This window comes from Rhodopirellula bahusiensis (assembly GCF_002727185.1).
GTDB lineage: Bacteria > Planctomycetota > Planctomycetia > Pirellulales > Pirellulaceae > Rhodopirellula > Rhodopirellula bahusiensis.
Window position 1 is genome coordinate 13847 of record NZ_NIZW01000050.1, and the last position, 13569, is coordinate 27415.

Annotated in this window: 16 protein-coding genes; 11 read left to right on the plus strand and 5 right to left on the minus strand. The window is 57.6% G+C overall.

Going from position 1 to position 13569, the window contains the following annotated elements; all coding sequences use genetic code 11:
• Positions 1-133 precede the first annotated feature (133 nt).
• The 3 genes from CEE69_RS31290 to CEE69_RS31300 form a co-directional block, all read right to left on the minus strand.
• Entirely contained in the window at positions 134-331 is a 198-nt protein-coding gene (locus CEE69_RS31290; protein WP_007326931.1) for a cold-shock protein, read from the minus strand.
• A 194-nt stretch (positions 332-525) separates the two neighbouring features.
• Positions 526-1053 carry a hypothetical protein gene (locus tag CEE69_RS31295; RefSeq protein WP_099264427.1) on the minus strand — a complete coding sequence of 176 codons (528 nt, stop codon included), beginning with the start codon at positions 1051-1053 and terminating at the stop codon, positions 526-528.
• Positions 1050-1685, minus strand: a complete 636-nt coding sequence (locus CEE69_RS31300; protein ID WP_099264428.1) for a hypothetical protein — start codon at positions 1683-1685, stop codon at positions 1050-1052. The genes CEE69_RS31295 and CEE69_RS31300 overlap by 4 nt, the downstream gene beginning before the upstream one ends.
• Before the next feature lie 451 nt (positions 1686-2136).
• On the opposite strand from CEE69_RS31300, the gene cysS reads away from it, so the two are divergent.
• From cysS to CEE69_RS33450, 4 genes are all read left to right on the plus strand, one after another.
• Positions 2137-3756, plus strand: a complete 1620-nt coding sequence (gene cysS / locus CEE69_RS31305; RefSeq protein ID WP_099264429.1) for a cysteine--tRNA ligase — start codon at positions 2137-2139, stop codon at positions 3754-3756.
• A gap of 29 nt (positions 3757-3785) precedes the next feature.
• A complete protein-coding gene (gene ruvC / locus CEE69_RS31310; RefSeq protein WP_099264430.1) occupies positions 3786-4274 on the plus strand; it encodes a crossover junction endodeoxyribonuclease RuvC in 489 nt (162 codons plus the stop codon).
• Between the two features lie 708 nt (positions 4275-4982).
• Entirely contained in the window at positions 4983-6326 is a 1344-nt protein-coding gene (locus tag CEE69_RS31320) for a hypothetical protein (RefSeq protein ID WP_233215833.1), read from the plus strand.
• Positions 6327-6370: 44 nt separating this feature from the next.
• Positions 6371-6688, plus strand: coding sequence for a hypothetical protein (locus tag CEE69_RS33450; protein ID WP_233215830.1), 318 nt, complete (start codon positions 6371-6373; stop codon positions 6686-6688).
• 373 nt (positions 6689-7061) lie between these two features.
• Here the strand turns inward: CEE69_RS33450 and CEE69_RS31330 are convergent, their stop codons facing one another.
• Together CEE69_RS31330 and CEE69_RS31335 are read right to left on the minus strand one after the other, a co-directional pair.
• Positions 7062-8126: a hypothetical protein gene (locus CEE69_RS31330; RefSeq protein ID WP_233215831.1), complete on the minus strand. Its 1065-nt coding sequence runs from the start codon at positions 8124-8126 to the stop codon at positions 7062-7064.
• Between the two features lie 248 nt (positions 8127-8374).
• On the minus strand, positions 8375-8854 hold the full coding sequence (locus tag CEE69_RS31335) for a hypothetical protein (protein WP_099264433.1): 480 nt from the start codon (positions 8852-8854) through the stop codon (positions 8375-8377).
• 280 nt (positions 8855-9134) lie between these two features.
• Between CEE69_RS31335 and CEE69_RS31340 the strand changes: the two genes are divergently transcribed.
• The 7 genes from CEE69_RS31340 to CEE69_RS31370 all read left to right on the plus strand — a co-directional run bounded on the left by CEE69_RS31340 (position 9135) and on the right by CEE69_RS31370 (position 13254).
• Positions 9135-9656 (plus strand): CBS domain-containing protein, encoded by a 522-nt coding sequence (locus tag CEE69_RS31340; protein ID WP_099264434.1) that lies wholly within the window; start codon positions 9135-9137, stop codon positions 9654-9656.
• A 151-nt stretch (positions 9657-9807) separates the two neighbouring features.
• Positions 9808-10812: a sugar phosphate isomerase/epimerase family protein gene (locus CEE69_RS31345; protein ID WP_099264435.1), complete on the plus strand. Its 1005-nt coding sequence runs from the start codon at positions 9808-9810 to the stop codon at positions 10810-10812.
• 5 nt (positions 10813-10817) lie between these two features.
• Positions 10818-11021 (plus strand): sulfur carrier protein ThiS, encoded by a 204-nt coding sequence (gene thiS / locus CEE69_RS31350; protein ID WP_099264441.1) that lies wholly within the window; start codon positions 10818-10820, stop codon positions 11019-11021.
• A gap of 45 nt (positions 11022-11066) precedes the next feature.
• The gene (locus CEE69_RS31355) at positions 11067-11930 is read left to right on the plus strand and encodes a thiazole synthase (RefSeq protein WP_099264436.1); all 864 of its coding nucleotides are present in this window, start codon (positions 11067-11069) and stop codon (positions 11928-11930) included.
• A 2-nt stretch (positions 11931-11932) separates the two neighbouring features.
• Positions 11933-12148, plus strand: a complete 216-nt coding sequence (locus tag CEE69_RS31360; protein ID WP_099264437.1) for a SlyX family protein — start codon at positions 11933-11935, stop codon at positions 12146-12148.
• A 128-nt stretch (positions 12149-12276) separates the two neighbouring features.
• Positions 12277-12504: a hypothetical protein gene (locus CEE69_RS31365; protein ID WP_099264438.1), complete on the plus strand. Its 228-nt coding sequence runs from the start codon at positions 12277-12279 to the stop codon at positions 12502-12504.
• A gap of 153 nt (positions 12505-12657) precedes the next feature.
• Complete coding sequence (locus tag CEE69_RS31370) at positions 12658-13254, plus strand: cytochrome c oxidase subunit 3 (protein ID WP_099264442.1); 597 nt, start codon at positions 12658-12660, stop codon at positions 13252-13254.
• Positions 13255-13569 lie beyond the last annotated feature (315 nt).

A 13569-nucleotide genomic window follows, 5' to 3' on the forward strand; every position in this document is an offset into this window, starting at 1 on the left:
GCGGTGGTTGCCGCCGGAGCGTTTAGCCGCCGGAACGCTCAATCGGGCGGTGTTCTGGTTCGGTCGGCGCATAAAAAAACCGCCATCAAGTGTCTCAATGGCGGTGTCAATTTTATCTACGAGATCAAGCCGTTCAGGCAGGAGTCACGTTTTCGGCACAAGGTCCTTTGGGACCACGACCTTCAGTGTAAGTAACTTTTTGACCTTCTTGCAGTTCGTCGTAACTCGCGCCTTCGACATTCGTGCAGTGGAAGAACAAGTCTTTCGGCCCTCCAGTGTCGATGAAACCGAAGCCTTTGTCGGTGAGCCGTTTGATTGTACCTTCTGCCATTCTTCTAATTCCTTCGTGTAAACCGTGGTGTTTCCCGCGCCGAGTGCACGAGCTATACCACCACGAGGGGGACTATAACAGATTCGCGCAGCCTGTGGTGGGTTTCTGCTGTTCAGTTTTCACAGAAAAATTGAAAACAGCTATTTTTACGGGCAATTAGGCTGTGTTTCGCGACGGGCCAGCCGCGAAAACCGCTAGCGAACGTGGATTTTCTGTGTCTGAATCGTGATCGCATTCACATCTTTGTCGTACGTGACCGTGCCCGAAACCGTGACGACGTCTCCCGTGGAGAGCCCGGCCAGTTTGTCGGCGCGGATCGTACGAACCGCTCCGGACTCGTCAACCAATTCCACGATCGCTTTGGGAGCGTTCGCCAGCCTGCGTTTGCAGAACGGGCAATTGTCGGCGTGATCCGGATCGCCGCCGGTGTGGTCTTCGTCGGGCAATTCGCTGAGCATGAACTTGGCCAATTCCGGGTCGAAGGCATCAAATTCGCCGGCGTCAACTTTGCCGACCAGCGTGATTTCGCTGGGGGCTGGCGATTCTTCGTCCTCGAACTTTTCTTTGGCTTCGGTCAATGAAATAGCATCAGCGGGTGCGTCAGCAAGGATCAGAGTTCGATCCACATCGGACGACGCGGCTTCATCGCCCGCGGGTTCACAGCCAACCGCGAGCAACAGACATCCGGCACACAGAGCGAGCAGGTGGAGGCGGGAGGTCATTGGACGCCTCCGAGGACTTTGATCGCGTCATCGATGTCGCCGCCGACTTCGCTGTATTCGGCTCCTTCGTCACCGTGCAGTTTGGCATCCACGGATCCAAACGCATCGAACAACGTGTCGATCGCGGCGAGAGCCTGTTTCTTTTTTTCGTCGTCCAAATCGCTTTTTTTTGCGAGCGATTCGGTTTGTTCCAGCAGCGTGCCGATCTCGTGCAATTCGTTGTGAATCGAGTCGACATCGTCATCGGCGAAGCCACCGGCGATCGTCGATTGCATGCTGGTCAGTTTCTTGATGGCTTCGTCGAGCGATTTTGGTGCGTCGGCTTTTTCCAGGTGAACCAATGCGTCCGTGCTGAGGCCGGCGGCGCTCGCGTCGATCGTTTCATGGTCATGATCGCCATGGTCGTGACCATCGTGGCCATGTGCATCATGGCCATGTGCATCGTGGTCGTGCCCATCATGATCGTGCCCATCATGATCGTGGTCATGGCCTTCGTGACTGCCATGATCATGGTCGTCGTGACTGTCGCTGGATTCGGTCGATGCCGCCGAGTCGGTGGTGCTGGATGGTTGGCAACCGGTGAAGGCGACCATTGCCAATGACAGCAGAGCTAGAAATGAGATTTTCGTCATGGGGCCGCTTTTGGGTGAGGGGCAATTGGTTGGCTGGCGATTAATGGGCAACGCACGGTGCCGCCTGAGACGCCAAGGAAGCGGAATGTTTCCGTAAATTTGGGTCGCGTTTGGCTTCAGTGTGCGTTTGCTACGCATCTTGGCATCTTAGCGTTCAGTCCGTTTCGAGGGCCTGGAATTCGCGAGGGTTTCCTTGGCGGAAGCCCGGTTGAAGCTGGTTGCTGGAAACCGCCTGTTTCGCCAGGGGTACCTAGAGCGCCGGCGTTATGATTCATGGAGATGAGCTTGGTTACGCGGGGGGCTGGGCCGGTGGTATCCGAGATACTGACCCGGGATGAAACTGGTTTCAAAAGCGGGCTCGATCCAAGCCGGACTGATTCCCTATACTTCCTGGCTCACTCAATTCGCGAGGACGCCTCGCCTTCGCTCCATTTAGATCGCACGCACGCTGATGAGCATGACCGCCGCCGACCCGACCTCATCGGTCGCTTCCACCTCGTCCACCCAACCCGCCATTCGTGTCTACAACACGCTGAGCAAAACCAAAGAGCCGTTCTTGCCGCTGCGAGCTCCGCGTGTGGGGATGTATTTGTGCGGGCCGACGGTTTACGCCGAGTCTCACATTGGACACATGGTTGGCCCAGTCATTTTCGACACCATCAAACGGTACCTGACCTACAGCGGGTTCGAGGTGACTTGGGTGGTCAACATCACCGACGTCGACGACAAGCTGATCAAGAAGTCGCAAGAACGCGGGATCCCGATGAGTCAGATCGCGGTGGAGATGACCGCGGATTACTTGGCCAATCTTCGCGAATTGGGCGTCAACCAGATCGATCACTTGCCGCGTGCAACGGACCACATGCCGCAAATTATCGCGTTCATTGGTTCGCTGGAGTCGAAAGGGTTTGCGTATGCGATCGACGGCGACGTGTTTTTCGATGTGACGAAGGACCCGGGATACGGCCAGTTGTCGAATCGGTCGGTGGAAGATCAGCAGGGCGAAGGTGGCGGGGCCGCGGCTAAGAAACGCAACCCCGGCGACTTTGCACTTTGGAAATCAGCTCGCGCGGGCGAACCGTCATGGGAAAGCCCCTGGGGCGATGGCCGGCCGGGTTGGCACATCGAATGTTCCGCGATGAGCCACGAGATTCTGGGCGAGACATTTGACATCCACGGTGGTGGTTTGGATTTGATGTTCCCGCACCACGAAAACGAACGAGCCCAAAGCACGTGCTGCCACGGCGCGCCGATGGTGAAGTACTGGATGCATAACGGCCTGATGCGGGCAGGCGAGAAGGGCAAAGTCGGTGGCAAGAGCGACCGCGAAAGCTCGGCGGCGGAAGCAGCCAGCGTCGAAGAACAAGCCTCGGGCAAGATCAGCCGCAGCAAGGGTGCGGGCGGATTGGCCGATCTGATTCGCAGCCAAACCGGCGAACGCATTCGGTTCTTCTTGCTTCGAACCCAGTACCGAAGCACGATTGTCTACAACGAAGAAACCTTGGCCGAAGCGGGCACATCGCTGGAGGCGTTCTATCGCTTCTTCGATCGCTTCCAAGAAATCACTGGTAGCTCGTTTTATGAGCTGGAGGCAGCGACTCGTCGCAGCGATGGAAACTTTGATCCCAGCGGCGATTCCTTGTTGACCGAAGTTCATGCGATCCGAGAGAAGTTCTTGGCCGCGATGGATGACGACTTCAACACCGGCTCCGCGATCAGTGTTTTGTTCGACGCGTTGCGAACACTCAATCGCCATGTCGACTCGAATCAGTTGGCTCCTGGTGCCGATACAAAATCGCCTGCGGTCGAATCGCTGGTCAAAGCGACTTCGGTGATCGCTGAGCTGTCTCGCGTGTTGGGATTGTTTGGAAAGCCACCGGTCACATCCGGTGGCGACGAAGCCGATGCGGAACTGCTCGATTCCGTTGTGCATTTGTTGATCAACCTTCGCAAGGAAGCTCGTGAGCGAAAGGATTACGCCACTGGCGATGCAATCCGAGATCGTTTGAATGATTTGGGTGTTGCATTGCTCGACAAGAAAGAAGGCACCTCTTGGGAACGCAAGTCGTAACGGCACGTCCTGGGTCGGCATCCTGCATCTTGGGGATCGATCCGGGGCTCAACACCACGGGTTACGCGGTGATCTCGCGAGAGGGGCCGCGTCTGTGTTTGCGTGAAGCGGGCGTGATCAAGTCGCGTCGTGCGGACACGCTTCCGGAGCGTCTGCGCGAAATCCATGATGGACTGTCGGAGGTTTTCTCTGCTCATTCCATCGACCTGATGGCGCTCGAGCAATTGTTTTCGCACTACGAGCGGCCTCGCACGGCGATCCTGATGGGACACGCTCGCGGCGTGATCTGTTTGGCGGCCGCTTTGGCCGGAGTGCCGGTCGAGCATTACGAGCCAACTCGCGTGAAGAAGGTGATGACCGGGAACGGTCGGGCACCGAAAAGCCAAATGCAGTTGGCGGTGAAGATGCAGTTGAACCTGCAGTCGGTTCCCGAGCCCGCAGACGTCGCGGATGCGATGGCGATATCTTTGTGCGGCCACTACCTGGCGAACAACCCAATCGATCAAGCCTTGGCGTGACCCGTGGTTTGAGAGGCTGTGCAGTTTTAAGTGCTGGGCCAGTAACGCCTTGAGAACCCCGCCCGCGCAGAGGTCGTGCAGTTTTTAACTGCTGTGTTGCCAAGCGTTTATCATCACCCTCCCCCTGGGAGGGTCGAGCGAAGCGAGGGGAGGGTCGAGCATCGGAACCAGCGCGTAACCCTCCCCGGCCCGAAGCGGGCCGACCCTCCCAAAGGGAGGGTGAAATAAAACTGCACGACCTCCGGAGTTGGGGAGGGCCGGAATGCGAGCGTTCAGCGAGAATTCCGGGGAGGGGAGTGAGCGCCGTTTCCCATGCTCGGCCCTCACCCTCGCGTACGCCTGAACGGCGTCGCTCGACCTCTCCCCAAACTTCGTTTCGGGAGAGGTGCGCCGTGTGTAAATCTGCCGAAAAGCGGCACTTAAAAACTGCACGACCTCAACGGGGCGGGGTGAGGGGAAGGTGCTAGACTTCTGCTGTGTGCGTTTTTCTTCAGCAGAAGTGTGGCTGTTTCCTTGAGTGATCCGACAAGTCGTGTGCCGTCGTCGCAGCGGGATGTTTCCGCGGATAGTGGTGCTCCGAACACTTGGCGTGTCTTTGAGCGAGCGTTGAGTCAGCTCGGGTGTACTCGATATGGACTGCTGTTGTTTGGTGCCGCGTGTCAGTGCATCACCATTGCGATCACTTGGCCGCTCTGGCAGGTGCGTGAAATGCCGCCGCATCTGCCAACCTTTGATCTGCCGCAGATCTCGTTTGGGTGGATCCTGGTTGCCTCGCTTGTTTGGGTGGCGGTCCGGCCGCGATCGGGATTGGCGGTGCACTGGGGGGTGCTCATCGTTGCCGCGGTGCTGGATCAGTTTCGGCTTCAGCCTCAGTTCTTTTCGATCGCGGTTTTGATGACGGCCTGCGTGTGGGACGCCGGGCATCGAATCGCTCGTTGGTCGTTGGTGTCGACTTGGGTGTGGGCAGGTGTGCACAAGCTTTTGTCGCCGGACTGGTTCGGTTACGCATCGCACTGGTTGGTTGCACGGAGTGGGCTCGATGCGGACGCGACTTACATGTCGTTCGCATTGGTCGTGGCCTTGGTCGAGCTGGCTGTTGGAGTGCTCGCGATCTTTCGTCCCAGGTGGGCGGCGCCCGCGTGTGCTGTCATGCATGTTGGGATCGCGTTGACAATTTCGCCGCTGCTTGTGGACTGGAACGAGAGCGTGCTCCCGTGGAACTTATCGGTCGCTGTGATCGGGTCGTGGGTGCTGCTGACGACGAAGCCTTGGTATCCGGTGGCTGCCTGGGAGAAGCTGGTGTGCGCGGTTGGGCTGATCGCTCCCGTTGGTTTCTATGGTGGGTATGTCGATCACGGGTTTTCCGGAGTGCTCTACTCGGCTTCGATCCCACAAGGGCTGATCACGTCACGGAGTGGCACCCGGCCGATCGAGGGCTGGGGTGATTTGCACGTTCCGTTTCCGAAAGAGCGGCGGACGATCCGTATCTACTTTGAGCAGGTGGCAGAACCAGGTGGCAAGTTGCACCTGGCGGATATTCGGCCTTGGTTGAAAGACGCGTTTTACGTGCTGAACTCAAATCGCGATGCGGTCGCAATTGATCGAGACGAGTTCTTTTCGAATATGCCGGTCGGTTCGTTGGGTTCGGCGACTGTTGAGATCAGTGGAGTCGGCGTCGACAGTTGGCGATCCAAATTTGAGTTGCAAAAGGCTGGCGTGCGAATGGTCCGTCAAGCGGAAGGTCAGCCGATTTTCGCGGTTGAGTTCACGCCGGAAAATTTTGATGCATCTCTGTTGGAGCATGTGGTTCGGCTGCCCAACGTGATGCAGATCCAGTTGGCGGGAACGAGCGTTCAGGACGCGGATCTTCGAAAGTTGGTTGATCTGCGATTGCTGACCGGCATTGGTCTCGATCGAACCAGCGTCACCGACGAAGGAATTTCGCATCTGCGCGACTTGCCCTACCTGCAATACATCGAGTGCGATGAAACCAGCATCACCGCCGAAGGCCTGGATGCGGTCGTGAAGAAGACCTTCGGGCCGCCGGATTGATTATGTTCGAGGGCAATTGAATTTGGTCCTCGGCGAGAGAATGTATGTGCACGGCGAAATGGTTGAGCGGCTCGGTCACATTTGTTGCGATTGTGATGAGCTTGGTGAGTCTTGGCGTCGCTGAAGATTTTTCGCGGTTCCGCGGCGACGATGCGACGGGTGTCGCGGAGGTGCCTGGGCAGGGCTGGGGCAGCCCAATTGTGGTTGGCGACCGGGTGTTTGTTTCGGCGGTCGTGGGCGAGGAGGAGAACACGCCTCCTCAAGGTGGTCTGTATCTCGGCGAGGGTGTCCGTGATCCCGCGAAGGGCGTGCATCACTGGATGGTTCACTGCTTTGATTTAGGCAGTGGCAAGGAGCTTTGACGGCGACATGTCCATCTTGGTCATTCCGTCGCCGTTTGCTGCGCACGGGATGTGCTGCATCTCATCCGGCTACGTTGGCGATTCTCATCGGCCGACCTTCGCAATTCGTCCGGGTGCGAGTGGGCGGATCGACACTTCGGATGGTTTTGTGGACACCGGTTCATCGAGTGGTATCAGCCGCGAGCGTCACCGTGCAACACGACGCAGATCGTCTGCGGCGACTACCTTTACACGGTTTATGACCAGGGATTCATCACGTGCCATGACGCGAAGACCGGAGAAGAGGTCTAAGTCAACAGCCTGTTTGGCGAGCGTTGATGAGCTCATGTCGTCGCAATCAAGAATCGGCGACGAACGCGACAACCACGGCCACTCAGCGGATCATTGTTCCGCTGGGGTAACCGGATGCTGCTCCCGTGCTGCCGGGCATGTAGCCGGCTGGTTTGACGGTGCCCGATGAAGCGGCGCCGGTTGCCGTTTGGTAGGTTGGTGTTTCGGTCACGGCGGAAGCGGCTTTGGCAGCTGCATCCGCGGTCGCTTTGGTCGCGTTTCCGGCGGCGGAAGCCACGCTGTTGGTTGTGGCTGAGATCTTTTCGCCCAGGTTGTCAGGCAGTCCGATCGCCGAAACCGCTGGCGAAGAGCTGGCTTGGCTGGATGTGTTTGGGCCGGACATCATGTCGCTCGGAAGCGAAAACGCGGAGCCCGTTTGGGAGCCGCTCGAGGGTTGCTGGGCAACGATTGCGTCCAAGTCAGCTCCTGGCAAAGTGAAGCCGTTTGACTTGCTCGCTGAACTGCTGGGTTGCGACGCCAGGGCTTCTGATCCGGCGGGAGCCGACGTCGATGGCACGGTGATCGGAGGCATCGCGGTTGGGCGAGGCGTTGTGTTCTGCACCGAGGCTTGCGTGGAAGCGGATGGTTGAGTTCCCATTGCATATCCGTTGGCTGACGCGGCGGCGTAGCTGGCAGGTTGCGATGGCGTTTGGCTGCCGGGCAAGGCGTACGATGCTGGTGGCAGCGATCCGTTGGATTGCGATGCGACCGAGCCGTACGGGTTGCTTGTGGGCGAGCTCGAGGTGCTGGGGACGCCAGGTGTGCTGTTGACGGTTGGCATGCCAGCGGTGCTGGACGCGTACATGTTGGGTGATGATCCGCCTGGCATACCACTTGGTGTTGTGGCGGGAGCCGTTCCACCGGCGATCGATGCAATCGCGTTTGGTGTGGCACTGGACGAAGGTGGCTGAGGGTAAGTCTGCGTTGGGCCGGTGCCAGCCAAGGTTTCAACGGAGGGCTCGCCTCGCATGCTGAACATGTTCAGGCTGGGGCGTCCGCCGCGGCAACCCGTGGCGGCGATGCTCGCGGTCACACAAAAACCGATTGCGGCGTGGGCGACCAGGGTTCGCGCGGCTTTTCGAGTTTGAGTTGATCGTGTGGTCATCATCGCGTCCTTCCGTCGGAGGCGGAATGGTGTTGTCGAAATGGTTCCAGCTCTTTGGATCGACTGATCCAATCGTCCAGTGAAGCCAAATCGGCAAATCCAATCCAATTGATACAGGCGGTCGTTCTATCGGTGACCGTCATACAAGTGGCCCTCGCGGAAAACGCGTTGGGCGACTCGTTAACTAGGAACTCCGCGGGGGTGGTGTCAAGAGATCCGAGGACGCGAAATGCAGGGGGTGCCGGCGGGGCTCACAAATACATGGCTTGGAAGCCGTCACCCTCTTCGATTTGCCGCTGGATTTTTTCCAAGCGTTTCTCAGTTTGGGTCAGGTCGCCGGCTTGGATGTACCGGTCAAACTCCACCGCGATGGAGTGCTTGACTGATTCAGCCAGAAATTCGACGGCGGGTTCGTTCAACCAGTCGCAGGTTTCTTCGCCGAGCGTCACCGAGAGATCAACGGCTCGGGTCTTCAGATCTTTCTCGCCGGTCATCACGACGCCTTCGACATGAAACTCAACGCGCCCGCGATCGGGATCGTTGGTCAGGTGGAAGGCACACCGTGCGCGATGCAAGTAGTACGTGTTATGGGTGCCATGTTTTGCCAGTGCCGCTTTGACTCGCAGGACAAAGGCCTCGTAATTCGGCGAGGCATCGAGGGGGACATCCAACCGCGACACGGTTCGCAGTGGCAAACAATCAAATTCGAATTCGACCCAACGACCCAACATTCCACTCTCCTGGTGCACTGCGTGACAAGTTTCACAACCCGAAGTTTCGTGATCGACCCTTGGGGTTTGCTCAACGCCTTTGTGACGCATTTTACCGTGTATTGCGACCCCAACGGCAACGATCCGAGACAAGTGCGTCGGAAGACAGCCTTGTTGAGAAGCGGCGGTTGAGATTTGCGCGGTGGAATTTTCTTGACCGAGTCTGAGCGAAGGCCTCAAAGTGATTTCAGGTGAAGACCTCTTCTACTGATTTTGCCCTATTCAAATGAGGACTCTCGTCATGACGAAAACAATCGGTACTGCTACCCTCCCAACGGCGCCTCCCGGAACGATGCCCCACGTGACGGCTCGGGAGATGATGGTTCGCAATCTCATCACGCTGTCGCCTCAGATGGACTCCTTGGAAGCTCTCGATGTGTTGTTGCGGCAACGGATCTCCGGAGCCCCTGTCGTAGACGAGGATGGTCATTTCGTCGGTGTCTTTTCAGAGAAGTCGTGCATGAAGTTTGTCGTCGGCATGGCGTATGAAAATTTGCCAAGCATTCCGGTTGGCGACCTGACTGACAGGAATCCGCCAACGATCAAGGAAGAGACGGATTTGCTGACGATCGCGCAGACGTTTCTCGATGCCGCGTGTCGACGTTTGCCCGTTTTGGATCAGGATGGAAAACTGAGAGGCCAAATTTCGAGGCGAGATGTGATGCGTGCGGTTCGAAGCCACATGGAGACGCCGGTGAAGTCGAACGCACCCACCGGTTTGTACCTCAGTGCGATTTTCTCATCCGACGAACGACGAGTCTGACCGGGATTCTCTGATTGGAATCATCGGGGGCAGGGGAATTGCCCGGCGAACAGTGTTCGGCGATAATGCCGCCGCATCGCCGCGAGGGCGTCGATTCTCTTGTAACGATCCGTTTTGATGGATCCTATTCCCTGTTTTCCTGGAGACCTCCATGCCACGTCCCGTCACGATTTTCACTGGTCAATGGGCGGATTTGCCAATCGAAGAAATGGCAGCCATGACCGCCGATTTCGGATACGACGGGATCGAACTGGCTTGCTGGGGCGATCACTTCGAAGTCGACAAAGCTCTCGCGGAAGATGACTACTGCGACAAAAAGCACGCTCTTTTGGCGAAGCACAACCTTCAGTGCCACGCGATCAGCGCTCACTTGGTCGGGCAAGCCGTTCTCGACAACATTGATGAGCGTCACAAAGCCATTTTGCCCGACTACGTTTGGGGCGATGGCACGCCAGAAGCCGTCAACGAACGGGCGATCGAGGAACTGAAGAACACCGCCCGCGCTGCTCAGAAATTTGGCGTCGATGTGGTCAACGGGTTCACTGGCAGTAGCATTTGGCACTTGCTGTACTCGTTCCCGCCCGTTTCGCCAAAGATGATCGACGCGGGATTCGAGCTGCTGGCTGAACGTTTCAATCCAATCTTGGATGTGTTTGGTGAGTGCGGCGTTCGATTCGCTTTGGAAGTTCACCCAACTGAAATCGCATTCGACATCTACACCGCGCAGCGAGCCTTGGAAGCCTTGGACAATCGTCCGGAGTTTGGTTTCAACTTCGACCCCAGCCACCTGATATGGCAGGGGATCGATCCGGTTCAGTTCATTCGCATGTTCCCCGATCGTATTTACCATGTGCACATCAAAGACGCGATTGTGACCTTGGATGGACGCACGGGCATCAACGCCAGCCACTTGAACTTTGGCGATTCACGACGTGGTTGGGATTTCCGCAGCCCCGGTCGTGGCGGTGTGAACTTCGAAGAGATCATTCGTGCATTGAACGAGATCGACTATCAAGGTCCTCTGTCGATCGAATGGGAAGACAGCGGAATGGAACGCACGTTTGGTGCTCGCGAAGCATGCGAGTTCACGAAAAAGCTGGACTTCTCGCCCAGCAATCGTGCGTTCGACGCCGCCTTCGACGAAGAGAATGATTGAGTCGCATGATCGACATCACAGTGAATGGGCGTCCCACGCAGATCGATCGGCCCATGCCGATCGATGAGTTGTTGGTGACGGTTGAAGTCCCGAAGAATTACCTCGCGGTCGAAGTCAACGAAGACGTCGTGCCGCGGGAAGACTACGCCGCGAAAATTGTGGGTGACGGTGATCGCGTCGAAGTGGTGACCTTGGTCGGTGGCGGATGAGTTCACCGCGAGGTTTCTTTTCTCTTCTCACACCATCTGCTTTCTATGACCACTGACGCTCTTTCCGATTCTCCGCTCAAGATCGGATCGCACACGCTGACCAGCCGTTTGCTGGTCGGCACGGGGCGTTACGACACGATGGCGCAGATGCGAGATTCTCTAGACGCATCGGGCACGGAGTGCGTGACCGTTGCGGTTCGCCGTGAACGTTTGTACGACCGAACGGGCCAGAACATCCTGGATTTCATCGATTCCGATCGGTACATCCTGCTGCCCAACACGGCGGGATGTTACACCGCCGCCGATGCGGTTCGTGCGGCGAAGCTGGGACGCGAAATTTTGCGGACTCTCGGCAATCCCGGCTCGGACTGGGTGAAGCTGGAAGTACTGGGCGACAGCAAGACGTTGTTGCCCGACCCGGTGGAAACGGTGGCCGCTTGTGAGCAACTTGCCGCGGATGGTTTTTCGGTGCTGTGTTACACCAGCGATTGCCCGGTCACGGCGCAGCGTCTGAAGAAGGTCGGTGCCGCGGCGGTCATGCCAGCGGGAAGCCCGATCGGAAGCGGAGCTGGGATTCTCAATCCAGCCAACTTGCAGATCATTCTGGAGTATCTCAAGGAAGATGATGAGGACTATCCCGTCATCATCGACGCTGGTGTCGGAACGGCCAGCGACGTGTCCGTGGCAATGGAACTCGGTGCGGACGGCGTGTTGCTGAACACGGCGATCGCACACGCGCGCGAACCGGTTCGGATGGCTCATGCGATGCGGATGGCGGTTGACGCTGGTCGACACGCGGCGCTCGCCGGCCGCATTCCAAAGCGTTTGTATGGAACCGCGAGCAGTCCGCAGGAAGGTGTGATCAGCACGCGACCTTACGGTTCTCAATCCGACGAAGTTGGGTCTTGATCATGTCCTTGGAAGATCGAATCACGGAAGTCGAAATTCAGCTCGTTCACACGCAGCGCGTGTGTGATCAGCTCAACGAAATTGTGACCGAGATGTCACTCGAGGCTCAACGTCGCGATCGCGAAATGAAACGCTTGGTCGATCAGTTGAAAGATCTCAAGAACAAGGTCAGCGAGAGCGGCGGAGACTTGGAAGACGAAAGACCGCCGCACTACTGAGCCAGCGGTTGGAGGAAGCGGGAGTTTGTTCCGATTGGGTGGAGTTTTTCTTCAAGGAGATCTGTGCCGATTGCCGATGACAAAAGCAACCGTGTCTTGTTTCCTCCCCTCGACTTTGGCTGCCGCACATGTCATCCGATTCATCTTCCCAGCGTCCACCTGCCAACGAACTGACGGCTGAAGAATTGATTCTTCAGATGGAGGTCGAGGAAGTCCAAGAATTGCTGGGTGACATGGGGTTTGACCCGCGGCCCGAGTTCGCTCGTGGAATTCAGCAACTGGTCGCATCGCTGGGATCGCTTGACGCGGCCATCGTTGCATTGCAAGACAATCTGGTTCAGCGCCGCGCCGCCTGAGTCGGGCCCTAAGCGGGCCAACTGACGGAACTCGTCGGACCACAGTTCGATGCTTTGTCGTCTGTGGGATTTTGGCGTAGCGGTTAAACTTGGCAGTTCGCGTCGGTTCAAGGAACCGACGCTTTCGTTTTCACCTGCCAGATGATGTTGCTCATGCCCGCCAGTGTTCTGCCCACCGATCGACGCTTTCGACAGGGCGGTTGGCTATTCTTGGGAACGTTGCTGGTGTTCTTTGTCAGCAGTTTGCTGCTGTACGGAATCTATGCCAGCAGTCGGATCGGTGATGTTCAGTCCTCCGTGCCGCTTCCGAATTCGTTTCTGACCAGCACCGCTTTGTTGCTTGCCATCAGCGGTTTGGTGCACTGGGCCACGCGAGCGGTTCGCCGCTCGAAGCGAGTTCTGACCGCGTTGTTGCTCGCGTTCAGCGCCATCGCTGCGGTTGCGTTCATGGCAATTCAGTATGTCGCGATGCTGGGGTTGCTGGGTGGTCCCGCCATGCAAGGTGGAACCGGAAAGGGTGTCGCGGGGATGGTGGTTGTCCTGGCGTTTCTGCATGCCCTTCATGTGGCCGGCGGAGTGATCGCGTTGGGCATCGTTTCGGTGCGATCGATGCTAGGAAAATACGACCATGAGCGGCATTGGCCCGTCGATTTTGCGGCCCAGTACTGGCATTTTTTGGACCTTGTTTGGTTGTGCATGTTGGCTACGTTCGTGGCCACCACCGGCGGTTTCTCAGGCATCACGCTGTAGGCCGCGTGCTAGGAGGCGTTACTCCGCACCACCAGTAGTCACGTAGCCGGCCGAGGCTCTCTGTCGGCAAGACAGATCAGCCACATGTGGCAGGCATCCGTAAGCTCGTGCCCGCTGGGGTGGGCAATCGCTTGCAGCGATTGATTGCGCTCATGCCGACTGAGGGCCTCAGTCGGCTAGTGCGCCTGCAAAGGCGATTGAATTGTCAGGTGAAAGTCCTGATTGGGGAATTCGTTACCGCCCCGTAGCTGATGGTAACTGCGTTTTCAACAGAAAGGGTGGAGAGCAACCAAAAGCGAATGAGCAGTCCGTAAC